14 protein-coding genes are annotated in these 18,324 nt (G+C 72.0%); 6 read left to right on the plus strand and 8 right to left on the minus strand.

The genetic code is table 11. The annotated features are described in order from the left end of the window. Positions 1-378, plus strand: coding sequence for a PfkB family carbohydrate kinase (locus tag NNW99_RS39195; RefSeq protein WP_215121579.1), 378 nt, complete (start codon positions 1-3; stop codon positions 376-378). Here NNW99_RS39195 and NNW99_RS26265 read toward each other — a convergent pair. The 3 genes from NNW99_RS26265 to NNW99_RS26275 form a co-directional block, all read right to left on the minus strand. Next, entirely contained in the window at positions 375-2,726 is a 2,352-nt protein-coding gene (locus NNW99_RS26265) for a molybdopterin oxidoreductase family protein (protein ID WP_215121580.1), read from the minus strand. The two genes, NNW99_RS39195 and NNW99_RS26265, sit on opposite strands and share 4 nt — an antisense overlap. A gap of 247 nt (positions 2,727-2,973) precedes the next feature. Further along, positions 2,974-3,282: a hypothetical protein gene (locus tag NNW99_RS26270; RefSeq protein WP_215121581.1), complete on the minus strand. Its 309-nt coding sequence runs from the start codon at positions 3,280-3,282 to the stop codon at positions 2,974-2,976. 170 nt (positions 3,283-3,452) lie between these two features. Further along, positions 3,453-4,139: a vancomycin high temperature exclusion protein gene (locus NNW99_RS26275; protein ID WP_215121582.1), complete on the minus strand. Its 687-nt coding sequence runs from the start codon at positions 4,137-4,139 to the stop codon at positions 3,453-3,455. A 212-nt stretch (positions 4,140-4,351) separates the two neighbouring features. Between NNW99_RS26275 and NNW99_RS26280 the strand changes: the two genes are divergently transcribed. From NNW99_RS26280 to dnaG, 4 genes are all read left to right on the plus strand, one after another. Then, on the plus strand, positions 4,352-5,122 hold the full coding sequence (locus NNW99_RS26280) for a sirohydrochlorin chelatase (RefSeq protein WP_215121584.1): 771 nt from the start codon (positions 4,352-4,354) through the stop codon (positions 5,120-5,122). A 100-nt stretch (positions 5,123-5,222) separates the two neighbouring features. Continuing rightward, positions 5,223-6,500: a deoxyguanosinetriphosphate triphosphohydrolase gene (locus tag NNW99_RS26285; protein WP_215121585.1), complete on the plus strand. Its 1,278-nt coding sequence runs from the start codon at positions 5,223-5,225 to the stop codon at positions 6,498-6,500. 134 nt (positions 6,501-6,634) lie between these two features. Beyond that, complete coding sequence (locus NNW99_RS26290) at positions 6,635-7,900, plus strand: NAD(P)/FAD-dependent oxidoreductase (protein ID WP_215121587.1); 1,266 nt, start codon at positions 6,635-6,637, stop codon at positions 7,898-7,900. 29 nt (positions 7,901-7,929) lie between these two features. Then, positions 7,930-9,852 (plus strand): DNA primase, encoded by a 1,923-nt coding sequence (gene dnaG / locus NNW99_RS26295; protein ID WP_215121589.1) that lies wholly within the window; start codon positions 7,930-7,932, stop codon positions 9,850-9,852. 6 nt (positions 9,853-9,858) lie between these two features. On the opposite strand, the gene NNW99_RS26300 is transcribed toward dnaG, so the two are convergent. Together NNW99_RS26300 and NNW99_RS26305 are read right to left on the minus strand one after the other, a co-directional pair. After that, a complete protein-coding gene (locus NNW99_RS26300) occupies positions 9,859-10,854 on the minus strand; it encodes a nucleotidyl transferase AbiEii/AbiGii toxin family protein (protein ID WP_215121590.1) in 996 nt (331 codons plus the stop codon). Next, positions 10,851-11,471 carry a hypothetical protein gene (locus tag NNW99_RS26305; RefSeq protein WP_215121592.1) on the minus strand — a complete coding sequence of 207 codons (621 nt, stop codon included), beginning with the start codon at positions 11,469-11,471 and terminating at the stop codon, positions 10,851-10,853. Before NNW99_RS26305 ends, NNW99_RS26300 begins: the two co-directional genes overlap by 4 nt. A 138-nt stretch (positions 11,472-11,609) precedes the next feature. Between NNW99_RS26305 and NNW99_RS26310 the strand changes: the two genes are divergently transcribed. After that, complete coding sequence (locus NNW99_RS26310) at positions 11,610-12,884, plus strand: RNA polymerase sigma factor (protein WP_215121593.1); 1,275 nt, start codon at positions 11,610-11,612, stop codon at positions 12,882-12,884. Between the two features lie 103 nt (positions 12,885-12,987). On the opposite strand, the gene NNW99_RS26315 is transcribed toward NNW99_RS26310, so the two are convergent. The 3 genes from NNW99_RS26315 to NNW99_RS26325 form a co-directional block, all read right to left on the minus strand. Then, a complete protein-coding gene (locus NNW99_RS26315; RefSeq protein ID WP_215121595.1) occupies positions 12,988-14,916 on the minus strand; it encodes an ABC transporter ATP-binding protein in 1,929 nt (642 codons plus the stop codon). Further along, positions 14,916-16,649: an ABC transporter ATP-binding protein gene (locus tag NNW99_RS26320; RefSeq protein WP_215121596.1), complete on the minus strand. Its 1,734-nt coding sequence runs from the start codon at positions 16,647-16,649 to the stop codon at positions 14,916-14,918. The genes NNW99_RS26315 and NNW99_RS26320 overlap by 1 nt, the downstream gene beginning before the upstream one ends. A 113-nt stretch (positions 16,650-16,762) precedes the next feature. Then, positions 16,763-18,214 carry an FGGY-family carbohydrate kinase gene (locus NNW99_RS26325; protein WP_215121597.1) on the minus strand — a complete coding sequence of 484 codons (1,452 nt, stop codon included), beginning with the start codon at positions 18,212-18,214 and terminating at the stop codon, positions 16,763-16,765. Positions 18,215-18,324: the final 110 nt, after the last annotated feature.

Raw genomic sequence — 18,324 nt, forward strand, 5'->3', positions numbered from 1 at the left:
GTGCTGCGGGATCTGGCCCGTGCGGCGGACCTCGTGTTCGTCGGGCGCGACGAGGCCGAGGCCCTGTGGGGCACGGCCCACCCCGACGACATCGCGAGCCTGCTCGCCCCGGCACCGCTCGTCGTCGTCAAGGACGCCGAGCACGGCGCCACGTCGTACGCCGCGGGTGAGGTCACCTTCGCGCCCGCCCTCACCGTCGAGGTCGTCGAACCGGTCGGCGCGGGCGACGCGTTCGCCGCCGGGTATCTCTCCGGTGTCCTGGCGGACCTCGACGAGGCGTCCAGGCTCCGCCTCGGCCACCGTACGGCGGCGACAGCGCTGCGCAGCCGGGACGACATCCCCGTCCTGAGCGAGGCCCTGTCCCTGACCCGGCGCTAGCCCCGCACCGCCTCCAACCGCACCGCACACGCCTTGAACTCCGGCATCCGGGAGGTCGGGTCGAGCGCGGGGTTGGTGAGGGTGTTGGCACGGCCCTCGCCCGGCCAGTGGAAGGGCATGAACACGGTGTCGGGACGGATGGCGTTGGTGATCCGCGCGGGCGCCACGGCCCGGCCCCGCCGCGACACCACGGCGACCGGATCCCCCTCGACCGCCCCGAGCCGCGCCGCCAGCCGCGGATGCAACTCCACGAAAGGCCCGGGCGCGGCGGCGTTCAGCTCCGCCACCCGCCGCGTCTGCGCCCCGGACTGATACTGCGCCACGACCCGCCCCGTGGTCAGCAGCACCGGGTACTCCTCGTCCGGCTCCTCGGCCACCGCCCGATGCGAGACGGCGACGAACCGGGCGCGTCCGTCGGGGGTGGCGAAACGGTCGAGGAAGAGGCGCGGGGTGCCGGGGTGAGCGCCGTCGGCCGTGTCGCCGGTGACGGTCGGGCGGCCGGCCGCGCTCCGTTGCGCAACCGGCCCGCCCGCCGCGTCTTCGGGCGTGGCCGGGTTTGCCGCCGCGTCCGCAGGCGCTCCCGGGTTTGCCGCCGCGTCCGCAGGCGCTTCCGGGCCTCCGGCCGTCGTGCCGGGCGTGCCGGGCGTGCCGGGCGTGAGGCCCGCCGGGTTTCCCGGTGCCGGCGCCGGGGCGGCGGCAGGATCCCCGGGCTCCACCGAGTCCACCGCCCCCGCACCCCCCACACCCCCCGGACAAGGCCAGAACACCCCGTCCTCCTCCACCAGCCTGCGGTACGTGATCCCCGAGTAGTCCGCCGGGCCGCCTGCGCTCGCGCGGCGGAGTTCCTCGAAGACCTCCTCGGGGTCCGTCGGGAAGCCCTTCTCCACGCCCAGGCGGGCGGCGAGTTCGTGGAGGACCTCCAGGTCGCTGCGGATGTTCTCGGGCGGCGTGATCGCCCGGCGGCGGAGCAGGACCCGGCCCTCCAGGTTCGTCGTCGTGCCGGTTTCCTCCGCCCACTGGGTGACCGGCAGGACGACGTCCGCGAGCGCCGCCGTCTCCGACAGCACCACGTCGCACACGGCCAGGAAGTCCAGTGACCTGATGCGCTCCTCGATGTGCGCGGCACGCGGCGCCGACACCACCGGGTTGGACGCCATCAGCAGCAGGGACTTGATGTCGGTGCCCAGCGCGTCCAGCAACTCGTACGCACTGCGCCCCGGGCCCGGCAGTGAATCCGGGTCGACGCCCCACACCTCGGCGACATGCCGCCGCGCCGCCGGATCGTCGAGCTTGCGATAGCCCGGCAACTGGTCGGCCTTCTGCCCGTGTTCGCGGCCGCCCTGCCCGTTGCCCTGCCCTGTCAGACAGCCGTACCCGGACAGCGGACGGCCCGCCCGGCCGGTCGCCAGGCACAGGTTGATCCACGCGCCCACCGTGTCCGTGCCCTTGGACTGCTGCTCGGGCCCGCGCGCGGTGAGCACCATCGCCGACTCCGGCTCGCAGAACAGCCGTACGGTCTCCCGAAGTTGGGGAACGGACACCCCCGTGATCCGCTCCACGTACTCCGGCCAGTGCGCCATCGCCGCGGCCCGCGCGTCCTCCCAGCCCACCGTGCGCTCCTGGACGTACTCCTCGTCCACCCGCCCCTCGGCGATCACCAGATGCAGCAGACCCAGGGCGAGGGCCAGGTCCGTGCCCGGGCGGGGCGCCAAGTGCAGGTCCGCCTGCTCGGCGGTCTTCGTACGGCGCGGGTCGATCACGATCAGGGTGCCGCCGTTCTCCCGCAGCTCGTGGAAGAAGCGCAGCGACGGCGGCATGGTCTCCGCGAGATTCGACCCGACGAGGATCACACAGCCCGATTTCGGGATGTCCTCCAGCGGGAACGGCAGCCCCCGGTCGAGCCCGAACGCCTTGATGCCGGCGGCGGCCGCCGACGACATGCAGAAACGGCCGTTGTAGTCGATCTGGGACGTGCCGAGCGCGACCCGCGCGAACTTGCCGAGCGTGTACGCCTTCTCGTTCGTCAGCCCGCCCCCGCCGAACACCCCGACCGCGTCCGGCCCGTGCTCCGCGCGCGTACGGCCCAGCCCGGCCGCGATCCGGTCCAGCGCCTCGTCCCAGGAGGCGGGCACCAACTCGCCTCCGGAACGCACCAGCGGCGAGGTCAGCCGGACGCTCGACGCCAGCACCGCGGGTGCCGTACGGCCCTTGCCGCACAGCGCGCCCCGGTTCACCGGGAAGTCCGTGCGCTCACTCACCTCGACGGTCCCGTCCGGCACGGGCGTCAGGTTCATCCCGCACTGCAGGGCGCAGTACGGGCAGTGTGTGGGCGTCGCGGTGTTCTGCATACCGTTCAGCGTGCTTCGGCCGTGTTACGCCCGGCACGGCTCCCTGTTACACGGCCGGGACGGGGACCTCCCCGCCACCGCCGGTCCCGCGTGAGGCACAGCCCCCGCCCGGGGGGCCACGCACGGACCGGGGGACCACGCACAGACCGGGGGACGACGCACGGACCGGGGGCGGGAGCGCACCGATCGCGCCCCCACCCCCGGCCCCCTTCAGAGACCGTGCCTGGTCAGGACACGGCCCCGTCGGTCAGCACTCGTACGCGTAGTACGGCTCGTCGCCCACGTCCAGACCGATCCTCCCGACCCCGCCGGGGCCGATCTGGATACACGAGGGGTCGAAGCCGTCGACTTCCACGCTGGCGGAGATGGTGTGCCCGCACACGTTGTGGATGTCGGCCCACCACTGGCCGGAGGCGCCGAGCTTCGCGCAGCCCGGCTCCGGGGCCTTGACCGCCGCCGCGGCCACGGGCGCCGCCGAGGCGGTCCCCACGGCTGCCGGCACGGCCAGCAGCGCGCCCGCGGCGGCCATCACCAGCGCGGAGCGAAGTCGAGTCATCAGGTGTCCTTTCCCCCAGTTCGCGACGGCGGCCCGATCCGCCGCCGCACGCCGAAGACACTAAGCGTGATGACACGAACACGGAGAGCGTCGACGGTGCTTTTCATGCCCCGGGGTGAAATGCGCGCGTCAAACCCGCTCCGGCAGAACGTCCTGATTCATCCGACAGGTCATTCGGCCGTGGCCAACGCCCGCTCCACGCCAGGCTCTTGAGGCCCGAGGAACCGGGGGTCCGGCCGGAACGCCGCGTCCAGTGCCGCCTTCCCGGCCGCGAAGATCTCCCGGGCGCCGCCGTAGTACCAGGTCGCGTCATGCACCGCGTCCACCCCGACGCCGTACGACTCGACCCCCGCCGCCTGGCACAGCGCCACCGCCCGCCGGATGTGGAAGCCCTGGCTGATCAGCACGGCCTCGTCCACACCGAAGATCTTCTTCGCGCGCACGCAGGAGTCCCAGGTGTCGAACCCGGCGTAGTCGCTGACGATCCGCCCGTCGGGCACCCCGTGCCGGGTCAGATAGGCGCGCATCGCGTCCGGCTCGTCGTACTCCTCACGGCTGTTGTCCCCGGTGACGAGCACCACCTTCACCCGCCCCTTCCGATACAGCTCGGCCGCCGCGTCCAGCCGGTGCGCGAGATACGGCGAGGGCTCCCCCTCCCACAGCCCGGCCCCGAACACCACGGCCACATCGGTACGCGGCGCGTCCGCCGCCGTACGCAACCGGTCACCCGCCACCGCGTACATCCAGGTCGCCGGAAGCAGCCCGAGCACACACCCGGCCATCACGGCCTGCACCAGCCGCCGCTGCCCCCGGCGGGTACGCGGCAGCCTCGGTCTGCGGAACGTCGGAGCACGCATCGGACAGGTCCCTCCCCAGGTCGGTCTGACCTTCGAGGACGCCCGATCGGCCCGTCCGGTTCACCGCACGGCAGGTGACCAGCTTCACGCGAAAGTCCGAAACCCCAGGTCAAGGGCGCTCACACCGGCCATGACCCCCATGGTGAACCGCCGGAAAACACCCGTGACCCCCACGCAACGGGAAGGCAACGTGCCGCCGCGACCATCGGTACATGCCCAGCCAGCTCAGCCTCGTCCCGCCGACCGCGGCCCGCCGCCCGGTCCCGCCCGCCCTCGTCCTCGTGGCGCACGGCAGCCGCGACCCGCGCGCGCTGAGCACGGTCCGCGCCCTCCTGGACCGGGTCCGCGCGCTGCGCCCCGGCCTGCCGGTGCACCTCGGGCACATCGAACTGAACGCCCCGCTGCTCCCCGACACGCTCGCCGCCCTCGGGGACAGCGAGGCGGTCCTCGTCCCGCTCCTCCTCAGCCGCGGCTACCACGTCAAGCGGGACATCCCCGAGATGGCCGCGGCGGCCCGGGCCCGCACCCGGGTGGCCGCCCCCCTGGGCCCCCACCCCCTCCTGGTGGACGCCCTCCAGTCCCGCCTCACGGAGGCCGGCTGGGGCCGCACCCCCCGCAGCTCCAGCGCGGTCGTCCTCGCGGCGGCGGGCTCCCGCGACCCGGACGCCAAACGGGACACCGCCCGCACGGCCCACCTCCTGGCGGCCCGCCTGGGCGTCCCCGTCCTCCCCGCCTACGCCTCCGCCGCGACCCCCACGGTCCCCTCGGCCGTCCGCACCCTCGCCGCCCGAGGCCGCCCCCACATCGCCCTCGCCTCCTACTTCACCGCCCCCGGCCGCTTCGCCACGGAGACCACCCGATCGGCCCCCTGGATCGCAGCAGCCCCCCTCGGCACCCACCCCGCCATGGCCCAGCTCCTCCTCCACCGCTACGACGAGGCACTGGCAACGGCGCCCGCGGTCCCGGAACTGGCCTCGGCATAGTGCCCTAAGGGGCGCGGGGAACTGCGCGACCAGCCACGACCACCCCGCACCCGCCACGCAACCGAACCCGGCACACGCTACTGGCGCATACTGTCGACACATGGACGGCACCGCACAACACCCCCCGGCCTACGACCCGACGTCAGTCGACCGCTGGGCCCAAGAACCAGACAAACGCCCAGGCCGCACCGCCTTCCAACGCGACCGCGCCCGAGTCCTCCACTCCGCCGCCCTGAGAAGACTCGCCGGCAAGACCCAAGTGGTGACGCCCGGCACCATGGGCCCCGCCTGGGACGCCAGCCCCCGCACCCGCCTCACCCACTCCCTGGAATGCGCCCAGGTCGGCCGCGAACTGGGCGCGGCCCTCGGCTGTGACCCCGACCTCGTCGAAGCCGCCTGCCTCTCCCACGACCTGGGCCACCCGCCCTTCGGCCACAACGGCGAACAGGCCCTCAACGCGTTCGCCTCCGACTGCGGCGGCTTCGAGGGCAACGCCCAGTCCCTCAGACTCCTCACCCGCATCGAGCCCAAACGATTCACCCCGGACGGCTCCGTCGGCCTCAACCTCACCCGCGCCACCCTGGACGCCGCCACCAAGTACCCCTGGCCCCGAGGCGCCCACCCCACCGACCCGGCCTCACCCAAATTCGGTGTCTACGAGGACGACCGCCCCGTCTTCGACTGGCTCCGCAAGGACGCCCCCGGCACCCGCACCTGCTTCGAGGCGCAGGTCATGGACTGGGCCGACGACGTGGCCTACTCGGTGCACGACGTGGAGGACGGCCTGCACGCCGCCCACATCGACCCGAACTGCCTGCACGCCGACCCCGAACGCCAGGACGTCTTCGAGGTCGCCCGGGGCCGCTACGTACCGTCCGACACCGACCCCGCGGAACTCGCCGAGGCACTCGACCGGCTCCTCGCCCAGGAGTGGTGGCCGCACGGCTACGACGGCACCGCCGTGGCGCAGGCCCGGCTGAAGGACGCCACCAGCCAGCTCATCGGCCGCTTCTGCCTGGCCGCCGAGTCCGCGACCCGCGCCGCGTACGGCAGCGGACGGCTCACCCGGTACGCGGCCGAACTGGTCGTGCCGCGCGAGGCCCGGATGGAGTGCGCCGTCCTCAAGGCCGTCGCCGACCTCTACGTCATGCAGCGCGCCGAGCAGGAGCGGCTGCGCGCCGACCAGCGGATCGTCGTGGCCGAACTGGCCGAGGCGCTCACCGCCCGCGCCCCCGACGGCCTGGACCCGCAGTTCCGCGCCCTGTTCGACCGGGCGCCGGACGACCGGGCCCGCAAGCGGGTGATCGTCGACCAGATCGCCTCCCTCACCGACACGTCGGCCCGTTCGCTTCACGCCCGTCTGACGGGGCAGGCATGAGACTGACGCGACGGTCGGGGCATGAGCACCCCCGAATGTGACCCTCCGTGGCCTGATCGGGTCACTCCCTCTTCCCGCATCACGCTCCGTGCGGGACGCTCGCAAGTGGCGACATCGTTATGAGGAGGCATCAAGTGGTCGACGCGGATCAGACATTCGTCATCGTCGGAGGCGGACTGGCAGGCGCCAAGGCAGCCGAGACGCTCCGCACGGAGGGCTTCACCGGCCGCGTGATACTGATCTGCGACGAACGTGACCACCCCTACGAGCGCCCGCCGCTGTCCAAGGGCTACCTCCTCGGCAAGGAGGAACGCGACAGCGTCTTCGTGCACGAGCCCGCCTGGTACGCGGCCAACGACATCGAGCTGCACCTGGGCCAGACCGTCGACGCGATCGACCGCACCGCCAAGACGGTCCGCTTCGGCGAGGACGGCACCGTCGTCCGCTACGACAAACTGCTCCTGGCGACCGGCGCCGAGCCCCGCCGCCTCGACATCCCGGGCACGGACCTGGCGGGCGTGCACCACCTGCGCCGCCTCGCCCATGCCGAGCGCCTCCGGCACGTCCTGACCAACCTCGGCCGTGACAACGGCCACCTGGTGATCGCGGGCGCCGGCTGGATCGGCCTGGAGGTCGCGGCGGCGGCCCGCGAGTACGGCGCGGAGGTCACCGTCGTCGAGCCGGAGCCGACCCCGCTGCACGGCGTTCTCGGCCCGGAGCTCGGCGGGCTCTTCGCCGAGCTGCACCGCGAGCGCGGCGTCCGCTTCCACTTCGGCGGCCGGCTCACCGAGATCGTCGGCCAGGACGGCATGGTCCTCGCGGCCCGCACCGACGACGGCGAGGAGCACCCGGCGCACGACGTCCTGGCCGCGATCGGCGCCGCCCCCCGCACCCACCTCGCGGAGGCGGCAGGACTGGAGATCGCCGACCGCGCCCACGGCGGCGGCATCAAGGTCGACGAGCGGCTGCGCACCTCCGACCCGGACATCTACGCGGCCGGTGACGTGGCCTCCTTCCACCACGCCCTCTTCGAGACCAGTCTGCGGGTGGAGCACTGGGCCAACGCGCTGAACGGCGGACCGGCGGCGGCCCGCTGCATGCTCGACCGCGACGTGACGTACGACCGGGTGCCCTACTTCTTCTCCGACCAGTACGACCTGGGCATGGAGTACTCCGGCTGGGCGCCCCCGGGCACCTACGACCAGGTGGTGATCCGCGGGGACGCGGGCAAGCGCGAGTTCATCGCCTTCTGGGTGAAGGAGGGCCGCGTCCTGGCCGGGATGAACGTCAACGTGTGGGACGTCACAGACAAGATCCAGCACCTGATCCGCACCAAGGCCCAGGTGAATACCGAGTCCCTGGCGGACCCGCACGTTCCGCTGGAAAGCCTGGCGCCGTAGGCCCGCTCCGGCCCCCGTAGAATTCACGCGTGGCAGGACGGATCAACGACGAGGACGTGAAGGCGGTACGGGACGCGGTCCCGATCGACGCCGTGGTGTCCGAGTACCTCCAGCTGCGTAACGCGGGCGGCGGGAACCTGAAGGGTCTCTGCCCGTTCCACGACGAGAAGTCACCGTCCTTCCAGGTCAGCCCCAGCAAGGGTCTGTTCCACTGCTTCGGCTGCCAGGAGGGCGGCGACACCATCACCTTCGTGATGAAGATCGACCACCTCTCCTTCTCGGAGGCGGTCGAGCGCCTGGCCGGCCAGGCGGGCGTCACCCTGCGCTACGAGGAGGGCGGGTACAACCCCTCCCACCAGCGCGGCGAACGGATCCGCCTGGTCGAGGCCCACAAGATCGCGGCGGAGTGGTACGCGGAACAGCTCGCGACATCCCCCGAGGCCGACACCGGCCGGATCTTCCTCGCCGAGCGCGGCTTCGACCAGGCCGCCGCCCAGCACTTCTCCGTCGGCTACAGCCCCCAGGGCTGGGACCACCTCACGCGCTTCCTGCGCGGCAAGGGCTTCACCGACAAGGAGCTCCTCCTCTCCGGCCTCTCCCAGGAGGGCCGCCGCGGCCCCATCGACCGCTTCCGCGGCCGTCTGATGTGGCCCATCCGCGACATCGGCGGCGACGTCGTCGGCTTCGGCGCCCGCAAGCTCTACGAGGCGGACAACGGCCCCAAGTACCTCAACACGCCCGAGACGGCGATCTACAAGAAGTCCCACGTCCTCTACGGCATCGACCTGGCGAAGAAGGACATCGCGAAGTCCAGCCGCGCGGTCGTGGTCGAGGGCTACACGGACGTCATGGCCTGCCATCTCGCGGGCGTCACCACCGCCATCGCCACCTGCGGCACGGCCTTCGGCGGCGACCACATCAAGATCCTCCGCCGCCTGCTGATGGACAACGGCTCGGCCCGCGTGATCTTCACCTTCGACGGCGACGCCGCCGGCCAGAAGGCGGCCCTGCGCGCCTTCGAGGACGACCAGAAGTTCGCCGCCGAGACATACATCGCCATCGCCCCCGACGGCATGGACCCCTGCGACCTGCGCCTCGCCAAGGGCGACGAGGCCGTGGCCGACCTGGTCGAACCCCGCACCCCGCTCTTCGAGTTCGCGCTGCGCCAGATCGTCGCCCGCTACGACCTCGACACCCCCGCGGGCCGCGCCGCCGCCCTGGACGAGGCGGCCCCCGTCGTCGCCCGCATCAAGAACAGCGGCGCCCAGCACGAAGTCGCCGTCCAGCTCGCCGGCATGCTCGGCATCCTCGACACCCAGTTCGTGGTCAAGCGCGTGGCCCAGCTCGCCCGCTGGGCCCGCGACCGCGGCGGCAAGGGCCCGGCCCCGGACCGCCACCAGCAGTCGTCCCAGCAGTACGCCACCGCCCAGCCGTCCGCCGCCCCCCGGGGCCCCGCCCTCAACCTCCGCAACCCCGTCTTCGCCACCGAACGCGAACTCCTCAAACTGGCCCTCCAGCGCCCGGAACTGGTCTCCCCGGCCTTCGACGCCTACGGAGCCGACGAGTTCACCGCCCCGCCCTACGCCGCCGTCCGCATGGCCATCCTGGACGCCGGCGGCGCCGAACTGGGCGTCGAGGACCCCCAGGACTACCTGGTCAAGGTCCGCGAGGCCGCCCCCGACGACGCGGTCCGCGCCATGGTCACCGAACTGGCCGTCGAGGCGATCATGCTCCACAAGGGCGTGAAGGGCGTCGACGAGCCCTACGCCGGCGCCCAACTGGTCACCGTCCGCCGCCGCGCCGTGGAGCGCCGCATCCGCGACATCACCGGCCAGCTCACCCGCGTCGCCACCCAGGGCGACCCGGCCCAGCTCGCCGCCGTCCAGAACGAACTCTGGGTCCTCCAGCAGTACGACCAGACCCTGCGCGAACACGGCGCCGCCGCGCTGTAGACCGGGTCAGGCCCCGGCACCCTGGAACGTCGGGGTCACGGCCCGCACCAACCGGTCGGCGAACGCCTGCTCGTCGTCCCTGTACCGCGGATACTCCGTGACGAAGTGGTTCCACTCCACGTACCCGACCGCCTCCACCACATCCTCCAGAAGGATCTCCTCGCGGTACGGGTACGGCCACTCGCCCGACAGCCGGAACACCTCGTGCAGCAGCTCCCGGCGCAGCGGATGCCGCTCGGCCAGCAGCACGGCGTCGTACAGGTCCTTGCCCTGCGCGTACGTGTCGTTGATCACCCACATCAGCTTCCACGCCAGCGACAGCTCCGGCGTCGCCGCCTGCACGAGCGCGCCGCCCGGCAGCTCGACCGGCTCGGGCTCCTCGGGCAGCCGCTCGTTGAAGACGAAGTCGAGCTGGACGTGCCCGCCGGGCAGCCCGGGCGCGCCCCAGGGCAGCAGCATCCGGCGGCCCGGCACCCGCTCGTAGGTCCAGATGTCCTCGACCACCGCGCCCCGGGCCGAGATCCCGACCTCGCGCCCGCGGGCGTCGGCCAGTGCCTGCGCCGCCTCGGCGATCCCGGTCAGCATCCGGTCCGTACGGCCGTCGTCGATCCGCCAGGTGTGCGGTACGACGACGAAGTCCAGGTCCCCGGGCTCGCGGGCGGCGTCCCCGAACCACACCGACATCAGCACGCTGCCCCGCAGCACCAGCGCGTCCACCCACTCCGAGTCGGCGATCGCGTCCAGCACCAGGTGCAGGGCCCGGCGGCGGGCCGCCCGCCATGCCTCGCCCCGTGCCGGGTCGGCGAAGCGCGGGTCGGTGGCGCGGTAGGCGTTCTGGTACTGCTTCAGGGCCGGGTCGAAGACCGGGCGCTGCACCACGTCGTCCCCCGGCACGGGCCGGAGCGACTTGGGAAGCTGCTCGGCCCTGCGGATGGCGTCGTCCAGGGGCTCACGGGGAATCTCCGTGTTCGCCCAGCCGAAGCCCGTCCACGACTGTTTCATTCCGACACCCCCACCGGCTCACCGAGCCATCCGTCGTCCACCGACACATCACTGTCGTGCAGCACGAACTCCCGCTCCACCTGGAGCACTTCGAGTCCGGCGAGCGCCGACAGCAGCCCCTCCAGCGCCAGCCCGGCGCCCTGCGCGTCCACCCCGTGGCACCGCTGGGTCACGAACCGCTCGTGCCGGGCCGCGTCCCGCACCCTTCGGGCGTTCCACGACAGATGGGCGCCGTGCGGCAGCACACTGGCGGCGAGCGCCGCGAGGTCCGTGTCCGGGGCGAGCAGCAGCTTCACATGGTGCTCGAAGTACCGTCCGTCCGCGCACGGCCCGAGCGGCACCTCCGGCGCCCAGGGCGACGACTCGATCTTCACGCGCACGGGCTCGAAGCCGTCCGCCCGCAGGCCCGCCGTCACCTCCCGCGCCCGCCGGGACTCCTCGGCGTACGACGCCGAACCGGACAGGGTGAGCATCGGCTGGTCCCGCATCCGGCCCCGGGCCAGCACGATGTGCGTCAGCTTGAGTCCGGCCGCGGCCGCCCACCGGCCCAGCCGTTCCGATACGCCGGTACCGGAGCAGCGGACGGTCACATGTGTTTCGTACAGGGAAGCGGACACCCGCGGATCGTGCCAGATCAGTGGTAGCAGGGGCACCCGGGTTTCCCGGGAGGGTCACCACGCGGTCACGTCCCGAACGCAAAAAGTCATCGCACGCCCCTCGTGGCGACGATGTGTCTTCCCCCACACTGGGTTGCGGTGCCTGAGTCCTCGGAGCGCGGCCGATCCGTCACCGACGGGTTCCAGACCCCCGCGGTTCCGCTCATCGCGTACGGGACGGAAAGCGGCGAGGCCGACTCCGCCCCCGAAGTACCGCTGCCGCCCGCCTTGGCAGCGATCATCCTGGAGGTCGCCCCCGTGCAGACCCAGACCCTCACCCAGACCGACGCCGATGGCGCGCCGGACGCGGAGGCCGATGCCCTGCCCGCGGTTCCGGCGCAGAGCCTCGTCGTGCACCACCCCGAGACGGAACCGGAGCCGGAGGAGCCGCCCGCCGAGGCCCTCGAGACGGCCGAGGCTCCCGAAGCCGTCGTGAGGCCGCCGGTCCGCACCGAGAGCGGCAGCCCCTCCTCGGACCTCTTCCGCCAGTACCTGCGGGAGATCGGCCGTATCCCCCTGCTGACCGCGGCCGAGGAGGTCGAACTCGCCCGCCGCGTCGAGGCCGGCCTGTTCGCCGAGGAGAAGCTGAGCAACACACCCGACCTGGACAGCCAGTTGGCGCTGGACCTCGACCGGCTCGTCGTCATGGGCAGGGTCGCCAAACGCCGGCTCATCGAGGCGAACCTGCGGCTCGTCGTGTCCGTGGCGAAGCGGTACGTCGGCCGCGGGCTGACCATGCTCGACCTCGTCCAGGAGGGCAACCTCGGCCTGATCCGGGCCGTCGAGAAGTTCGACTACGCCCGCGGCTACAAGTTCTCCACCTACGCCACCTGGTGGATCCGCCAGGCCATGTCCCGCGCCCTGGCCGACCAGGCCCGCACCATCCGGGTCCCCGTCCACGTCGTGGAACTCATCAACCGCGTCGTCCGGGTGCAGCGGCGGATGCTCCAGGAACGGGGCTACGAGCCCACGCCCGAGGAGGTCGCCGCGCACCTGGACCTGGCGCCGGAGCGGGTCAGCGAGGTCCTGCGTCTCGCCCAGGAGCCGGTGTCGCTGCACGCGCCGGTGGGCGAGGAGGACGACGTCGCCCTCGGCGACCTCATAGAGGACGGCGACGCCACCAGCCCCGTGGAGTCGGCCGCGTTCCTCCTCCTCAGGGAGCACCTGGAAGCGGTCCTGTCGACCCTGGGGGAGCGGGAGCGGAAAGTCGTCCAGCTCCGCTACGGGCTGGCGGACGGCCGCCCCCGCACCCTGGAGGAGATCGGCCGCATCTTCGGAGTGACGCGGGAGCGGATACGGCAGATCGAGTCCAAGACCCTCAACAAGCTGAGGGACCATGCCTTCGCGGATCAACTGAGGGGCTATCTGGACTGAAGGGGCGTCGGCTGCACCCACCCCAGGGGCGCGGGGAACTGCGCGACCAGCCACAACGGACCCGCAGCCGCCCCACGACACCACATGGCACCCCGAACGCGACTCAGTCCACTTCCGCCACCGCCTGCGCGAACTGAGCCTTGTACAACCGCGCATACGCCCCGTCCGACGCCAGCAACTCCCCGTGCGTCCCCTGCTCCACGATCGCCCCGTCCTCCATCACGAGAATCGCGTCCGCGTCCCGGATCGTCGACAGCCGGTGGGCGATGACGAACGACGTACGCCCGTGCGCCAGCTTCGCCATCGCCTTCTGGATCAGCACCTCGGTCCGCGTGTCCACCGACGACGTCGCCTCGTCCAGCACCAGGATCACCGGGTCGGACAGGAACGCCCGGGCGATGGTGATGAGCTGCTTCTCGCCCGCGCTGACCCCGGTCCCCTCGTCGTCGATCACCGTGTCGTACCCGTCCGGCAGCGTACGGACGAACCGGTCCGCGTGCGCCGCCCGGGCCGCCTCCTCGATCTCCCCCCGGGTCACCTGCCGGGACGCCCCGTACGCGATGTTCTCCGCGATCGTCCCGCCGAACAGCCAGGTGTCCTGCAGCACCATGCCGATCCCGGCCCGCAGTTCGTCCCGGGACATCCGCGCGATGTCGACCCCGTCGAGGGTGATGCGCCCGCCGGTGACGTCGTAGAACCGCATCAGCAGATTCACCAGCGTCGTCTTCCCGGCCCCCGTCGGCCCGACGATGGCCACCGTCTGCCCGGGCTCGACCTTCAGCGACAGGTCCTCGATCAGCGGCTTCTCGGGGTCGTAGCGGAACGACACATGCTCCAGCGCCACCAGCCCGCGCAGCTCCTCGGGCCGCACGCCCGGCACCGGATCGGCGCCCTGCTCCTCCGCGTCCAGCAGCTCGAAGACCCGCTCCGCCGAGGCGACCCCCGACTGCACCAGGTTCGCCATGGACGCGACCTGCGTCAGCGGCATCGAGAACTGCCGCGAGTACTGGATGAAGGCCTGTACGTCGCCGATGGACAGCGAGCCCGAGGCGACCCGCAGCCCGCCCACGACCGCGACCAGGACGTAGTTGAGGTTCGACACGAACATCATCAGCGGCTGCATGACCCCGCTGTTGAACTGCGCCCGGAACCCGGCCTCGTACAGCGCGTCGTTCTGCTCGGCGAACTGCCGGGCCGACTCCTCCTGCCGCCCGAACACCTTCACCAGGGTGTGCCCGGTGTACATCTCCTCGATGTGGGCGTTCAGCTGTCCCGTCGTACGCCACTGCTGCACGAAGTGCGGCTGCGACCGCTTGCCCACGCGCGTGGCGATGACGAACGACAGCGGCACGGTCACCAGCGCGACCAGCGCCAGGATCCAGGAGACCCAGAACATCATCGCGAGGACACCGATGATGGTCAGCACCGAGTTGATGAGCTGCCCCATCGACTGCTGGAGCGTCTGCCCGATGTTGTCGATGTCGTTCGTCGCCCGGGACAGCACCTCACCGCGCTGACGTTTGTCGAAGTACGACAGCGGCAGCCGCGACAGCTTCGTCTGCACGTCCTCCCGCATCCGGAACATGGTCCGGTTCACGGCCCGGTTCACCAGCCGCGTCGCCGCCGCCATCAGCAGCCCGGCCACCGTGAACACGCCCAGCGCGAGCAGCAGCACATGCCCCACGGCCGTGAAGTCGATGCCCTGGCCCGGGGTGAAGTCGGTGCTGCGCAGCATGTCGGCGACGTCACCGTCCCCGCGCTGCCGCATGGAGTCGAGGACCTGCTCCTTGCTCGCCCCCTCTGGCATGCCCCGCCCGACGATGCCCGCGAAGACCAGGTCGGTCGCCTTGCCGAGGATCTTCGGCCCGACGACGCTGAGCCCGACGCTCAGCACCACGCACAGCAGCAGCACACAGATGGTCAGCCGCTCCGGCCGGAACCGCGCGACCAGCCGTTTGCCCGACCCCTTGAAGTCGAGCGAGCGCTGGTCGGGGCCGCCCCCGGCCATCATCCGCCCCATCGGCCCGGCCATCAGGCAGCCTCCGCTTCCGTGAGCTGGGAGAGCACGATCTCCCGGTAGGTCTCGTTGTCCGCCATCAGCTCGTGGTGCCGGCCGGTGCCGACGACCCGGCCCTCGTCGAGGACGACGATCCGGTCGGCGTCCCGGATGGTCGCCACCCGCTGGGCGACGATCACCACGGTCGCCTCGGCGGTCTCCTGCGCGAGCGCGGCCCGAAGGGCGGCGTCGGTGGCGTAGTCGAGCGCGGAGAAGGAGTCGTCGAAGAGATAGATCTCGGGCCGCTGCACCAGCGTCCGGGCGATCGCGAGGCGCTGCCGCTGACCACCGGACACATTCGTCCCGCCCTGCGCGATCGGCGCGTCGAGCCCGCCCTCCAGACGCTCGACGAACTCCTTGCCCTGCGCCACCTCCAGCGCGTGCCACAGCTCCTCGTCGGTGGCGTCCGGATTGCCGTAGCGCAGATTCGTCGCCACCGTGCCCGCGAAGAGATACGGCTTCTGCGGCACCAGCCCGACGGTCCGCGCGAGCAGCACCGGATCGATCTCCGCGACCTCGACACCGTCCACGAGCACCTGCCCGTCGGTCGCGTCGAACAGCCGCGGCACCAGCCCGAGCAGCGTGGACTTGCCGCTGCCCGTCGAGCCGATGACGGCGGTCGTCTCGCCCGGCCGGGCGAGCAGGTCCACGGCCCGCAGCACCGGCTCCTCGGCACCCGGATAGCGGAAGCCGGCCCCCCGGATCTCCAGATGCCCGTGCCGGCGCAGCTCCCGCACCGGCGCCGACGGCGGCACCACACTCGACGAGGTGTCCAGCACCTCCTGGATGCGCTCGGCGCACACCTCCGCGCGCGGCACCATCATGAACATGAAGGTGGCCATCATCACGGACATGACGATCTGCATCAGATAGGCGAGGAACGCCGTCAGATCACCGATCTGCATCCCGCCGCTGTCGATGCGGTGCGCGCCGAACCACACCACGGCGATCGACGACAGATTCACCACCGTCATCACGATGGGGAACATCAGCGCGAGCAGATTGCCGGTGCCCAGCGCGAAGTCCGTGAGGTCGGTGTTGGCCTTCCGGAAGCGCTGCTGCTCGTACTCGTCCCGGACGAAGGCCCGGATCACCCGGTTGCCGGTGATCTGCTCGCGCAGCACCCGGTTCACCGTGTCCAGCCGCTCCTGCATCGCCCGGAACAGCGGCCGCAGCCGCCGCACGATCAGCGTCACGCAGACGCCCAGCACCGGCACGACCGCCACCAGCACCCCGGACAGCGGCACATCCAGCCCGAGCGCCAGCACGATGCCGCCCACACACATGATCGGCGCCGACACCAGCAGCGTGAACGTCATCAGCGCCAGCATCTGCACCTGCTGGACGTCGTTCGTCGTACGGGTGATCAGCGACGGCGCCCCGAAATGCCCCAGCTCACGCGAGGAGAACGACTGCACCCGGTCGAACACGGACGCCCGCAGGTCCCGCCCGAGCGCCGAGGCCGTACGGGCGCCGTAGTACACGGCACCGATGTTGGTGACGACCTGGACCAGCGAGATGCCGATCATCAGGCCGCCGTAGCCCATGATGTAGCCGGTGTCACCGTGCACGACACCCTGGTCGATGATGTCCGCGTTCAGCGTGGGCAGGTAGAGCGTGGCGCAGGTCTGCAGGAACTGCAGCAGCACCAGCAGGGCTATGGGTTTCTTGTAGGGCCTGAGATAGGTCCGCAGAAGTCGTATGAGCACGCTGCTTCTCTCGGAGTGGGCGACAGGGCCGGTTGGTTGCCCCTGGCCCCTATCGTCGAACACTCCACCCGCGTTACCTCAACCGAATTAACCCAACAGGGCACCCGGGCCTCCTACCGCAGCGCCCCCGGGTGCGTCTGCTCGCGCACCGCAACGAACTGCTGCCGCACCGCCTGCCCCACGGCCAGTTCCTCCCCGGGCTCCAGCACCTGGGCGACCGCGCCCTGCCAGACCGGCGGGGTCCGTGCGTCGAGCGAGCCCTGCGACACGCCGAGCGCCCAGGCCGCCTGACGGGCGGCGCCGATCGCGGCGTAGTCCGCCGGCTGCGGCACCACGACCTGCGTCCCGAACAGCGAGGGCGCGGCGGCCTGCACGGCGGGCAGCTCGGCGGCCGACCCCAGCAGGAAGACCCGCCGCACCTCCACACCCCGGCCGCGCAGCACGTCCAGCGCGTCCGCGAGCCCGCACAGCATGCCCTCGAACGCGGCCCGCGCCAGATGCTCCGCCTTCATCGACTCACGCCGCAGCCCCGCCAGGGTCCCGGCGGTGTGCGGCAGGTTCGGCGTCCGCTCGCCCTCCAGATAGGGCAGCAGCACCAGCCCGTGCGCCCCCGGCGTCGACTTCATCGCCAGATCGGACAGGCTCTCCAGATCGGGCAGCCCGAGCAGCTCGGCGGTCCCGCGCAGCGTCCGTACGGCGTTCAGCGTGGTGACGACCGGCAGGTGCATGCCCGTCGCGTCGGCCAGCGCGGTGATCATCCCGGAGCCGTCGACCAGCGCCTCGGGGTGTACGGCCATCACGGACCCGGACGCGCCCAGCGACACGACCGCGTCCCCGAGCCCGATGCCCAGCCCGAACGCCGCCGCCATGGTCTCGCCGGTCCCTACGGAGATCAGCAGCCCCTCCGGCGTCCGGCCGGCCGCGTCCGCCGGGCCGATCACCTCCGGCAGCATCGCCTGCTGCCCGAGCGCCAGCTCGACGAGATCGGTCCGGTAGCCGCCGGTCGCCGCCGACCAGTACCCGGTGCCGGACGCCCCGCCCCGGTCGGTGGTTCTTCTGACCGGCCTCCCCAGCAGCTGCCACACCAGCCAGTCGTGCGCCTGCAGCAGGATCGCCGTGCGCTGCGCGTTCTCGGGTTCGGTCCGGGCCAGCCAGCGCAGCTTCGTCACCGGCTGCGCGGCCTGCGGCACACAGCCCACCGCCTGCGCCCACGCCTCGCGCCCGCCGAGCGCGTCGACCAGATCGGCCGCCGCGACCTGCGTGCGCTTGTCGCCGCCGACCATCGCGGGCCGCACGGTGTTGCCCTGCGCGTCCAGTGGCACGACGGCGTTCTGCTGCGCCGACACGCCGATGGCCTGCACACCTTCGAGGAGCCCGCCGCCCGCCGCCTCGCCCAGGGACAGCAGCCAGGCCTGCGGATCGACGTCGGACGGCCGGCCGCCGCCCTCGGGGCTCTCCACCGGATGCTGCGCATACCCCTGCCTGAGCACGGCTCCGGAGTCCGTGTCACAGACGACGATACGAGTGAAATCGGGTGAACTGTCCAACCCGGCGACTATCCCCATGGCCAAAATTCTGCCGCACGCTCCGCTCGGGTCGGGCCGTGGGCGCCGCGGGGGCGCGTCGCCGGGCCTCGGGTGCGGGCGCGTCGTGGCTGGTCGCGCAGTTCCCCGCG

It is taken from the genome of Streptomyces sp. CRCS-T-1, from assembly GCF_024442335.1.
GTDB lineage: Bacteria > Actinomycetota > Actinomycetes > Streptomycetales > Streptomycetaceae > Streptomyces > Streptomyces koelreuteriae.

What these genes read in the sequence shown, in the direction of transcription:
- NNW99_RS26300 (WP_215121590.1), bottom strand. Translation starts at nt 10,854, where the DNA reads ATGAAACAGTCGTGGACGGGCTTCGGCTGGGCGAACACGGAGATTCCC.
- NNW99_RS26270 (WP_215121581.1), bottom strand. Translation starts at nt 3,282, where the DNA reads ATGACTCGACTTCGCTCCGCGCTGGTGATGGCCGCCGCGGGCGCGCTG.
- NNW99_RS26315 (WP_215121595.1), bottom strand. Translation starts at nt 14,916, where the DNA reads ATGGCCGGGCCGATGGGGCGGATGATGGCCGGGGGCGGCCCCGACCAG.
- NNW99_RS26280 (WP_215121584.1), top strand. Translation starts at nt 4,352, where the DNA reads ATGCCCAGCCAGCTCAGCCTCGTCCCGCCGACCGCGGCCCGCCGCCCG.
- NNW99_RS26275 (WP_215121582.1), bottom strand. Translation starts at nt 4,139, where the DNA reads ATGCGTGCTCCGACGTTCCGCAGACCGAGGCTGCCGCGTACCCGCCGG.
- NNW99_RS26325 (WP_215121597.1), bottom strand. Translation starts at nt 18,214, where the DNA reads ATGGGGATAGTCGCCGGGTTGGACAGTTCACCCGATTTCACTCGTATC.
- NNW99_RS26265 (WP_215121580.1), bottom strand. Translation starts at nt 2,726, where the DNA reads ATGCAGAACACCGCGACGCCCACACACTGCCCGTACTGCGCCCTGCAG.
- NNW99_RS26285 (WP_215121585.1), top strand. Translation starts at nt 5,223, where the DNA reads ATGGACGGCACCGCACAACACCCCCCGGCCTACGACCCGACGTCAGTC.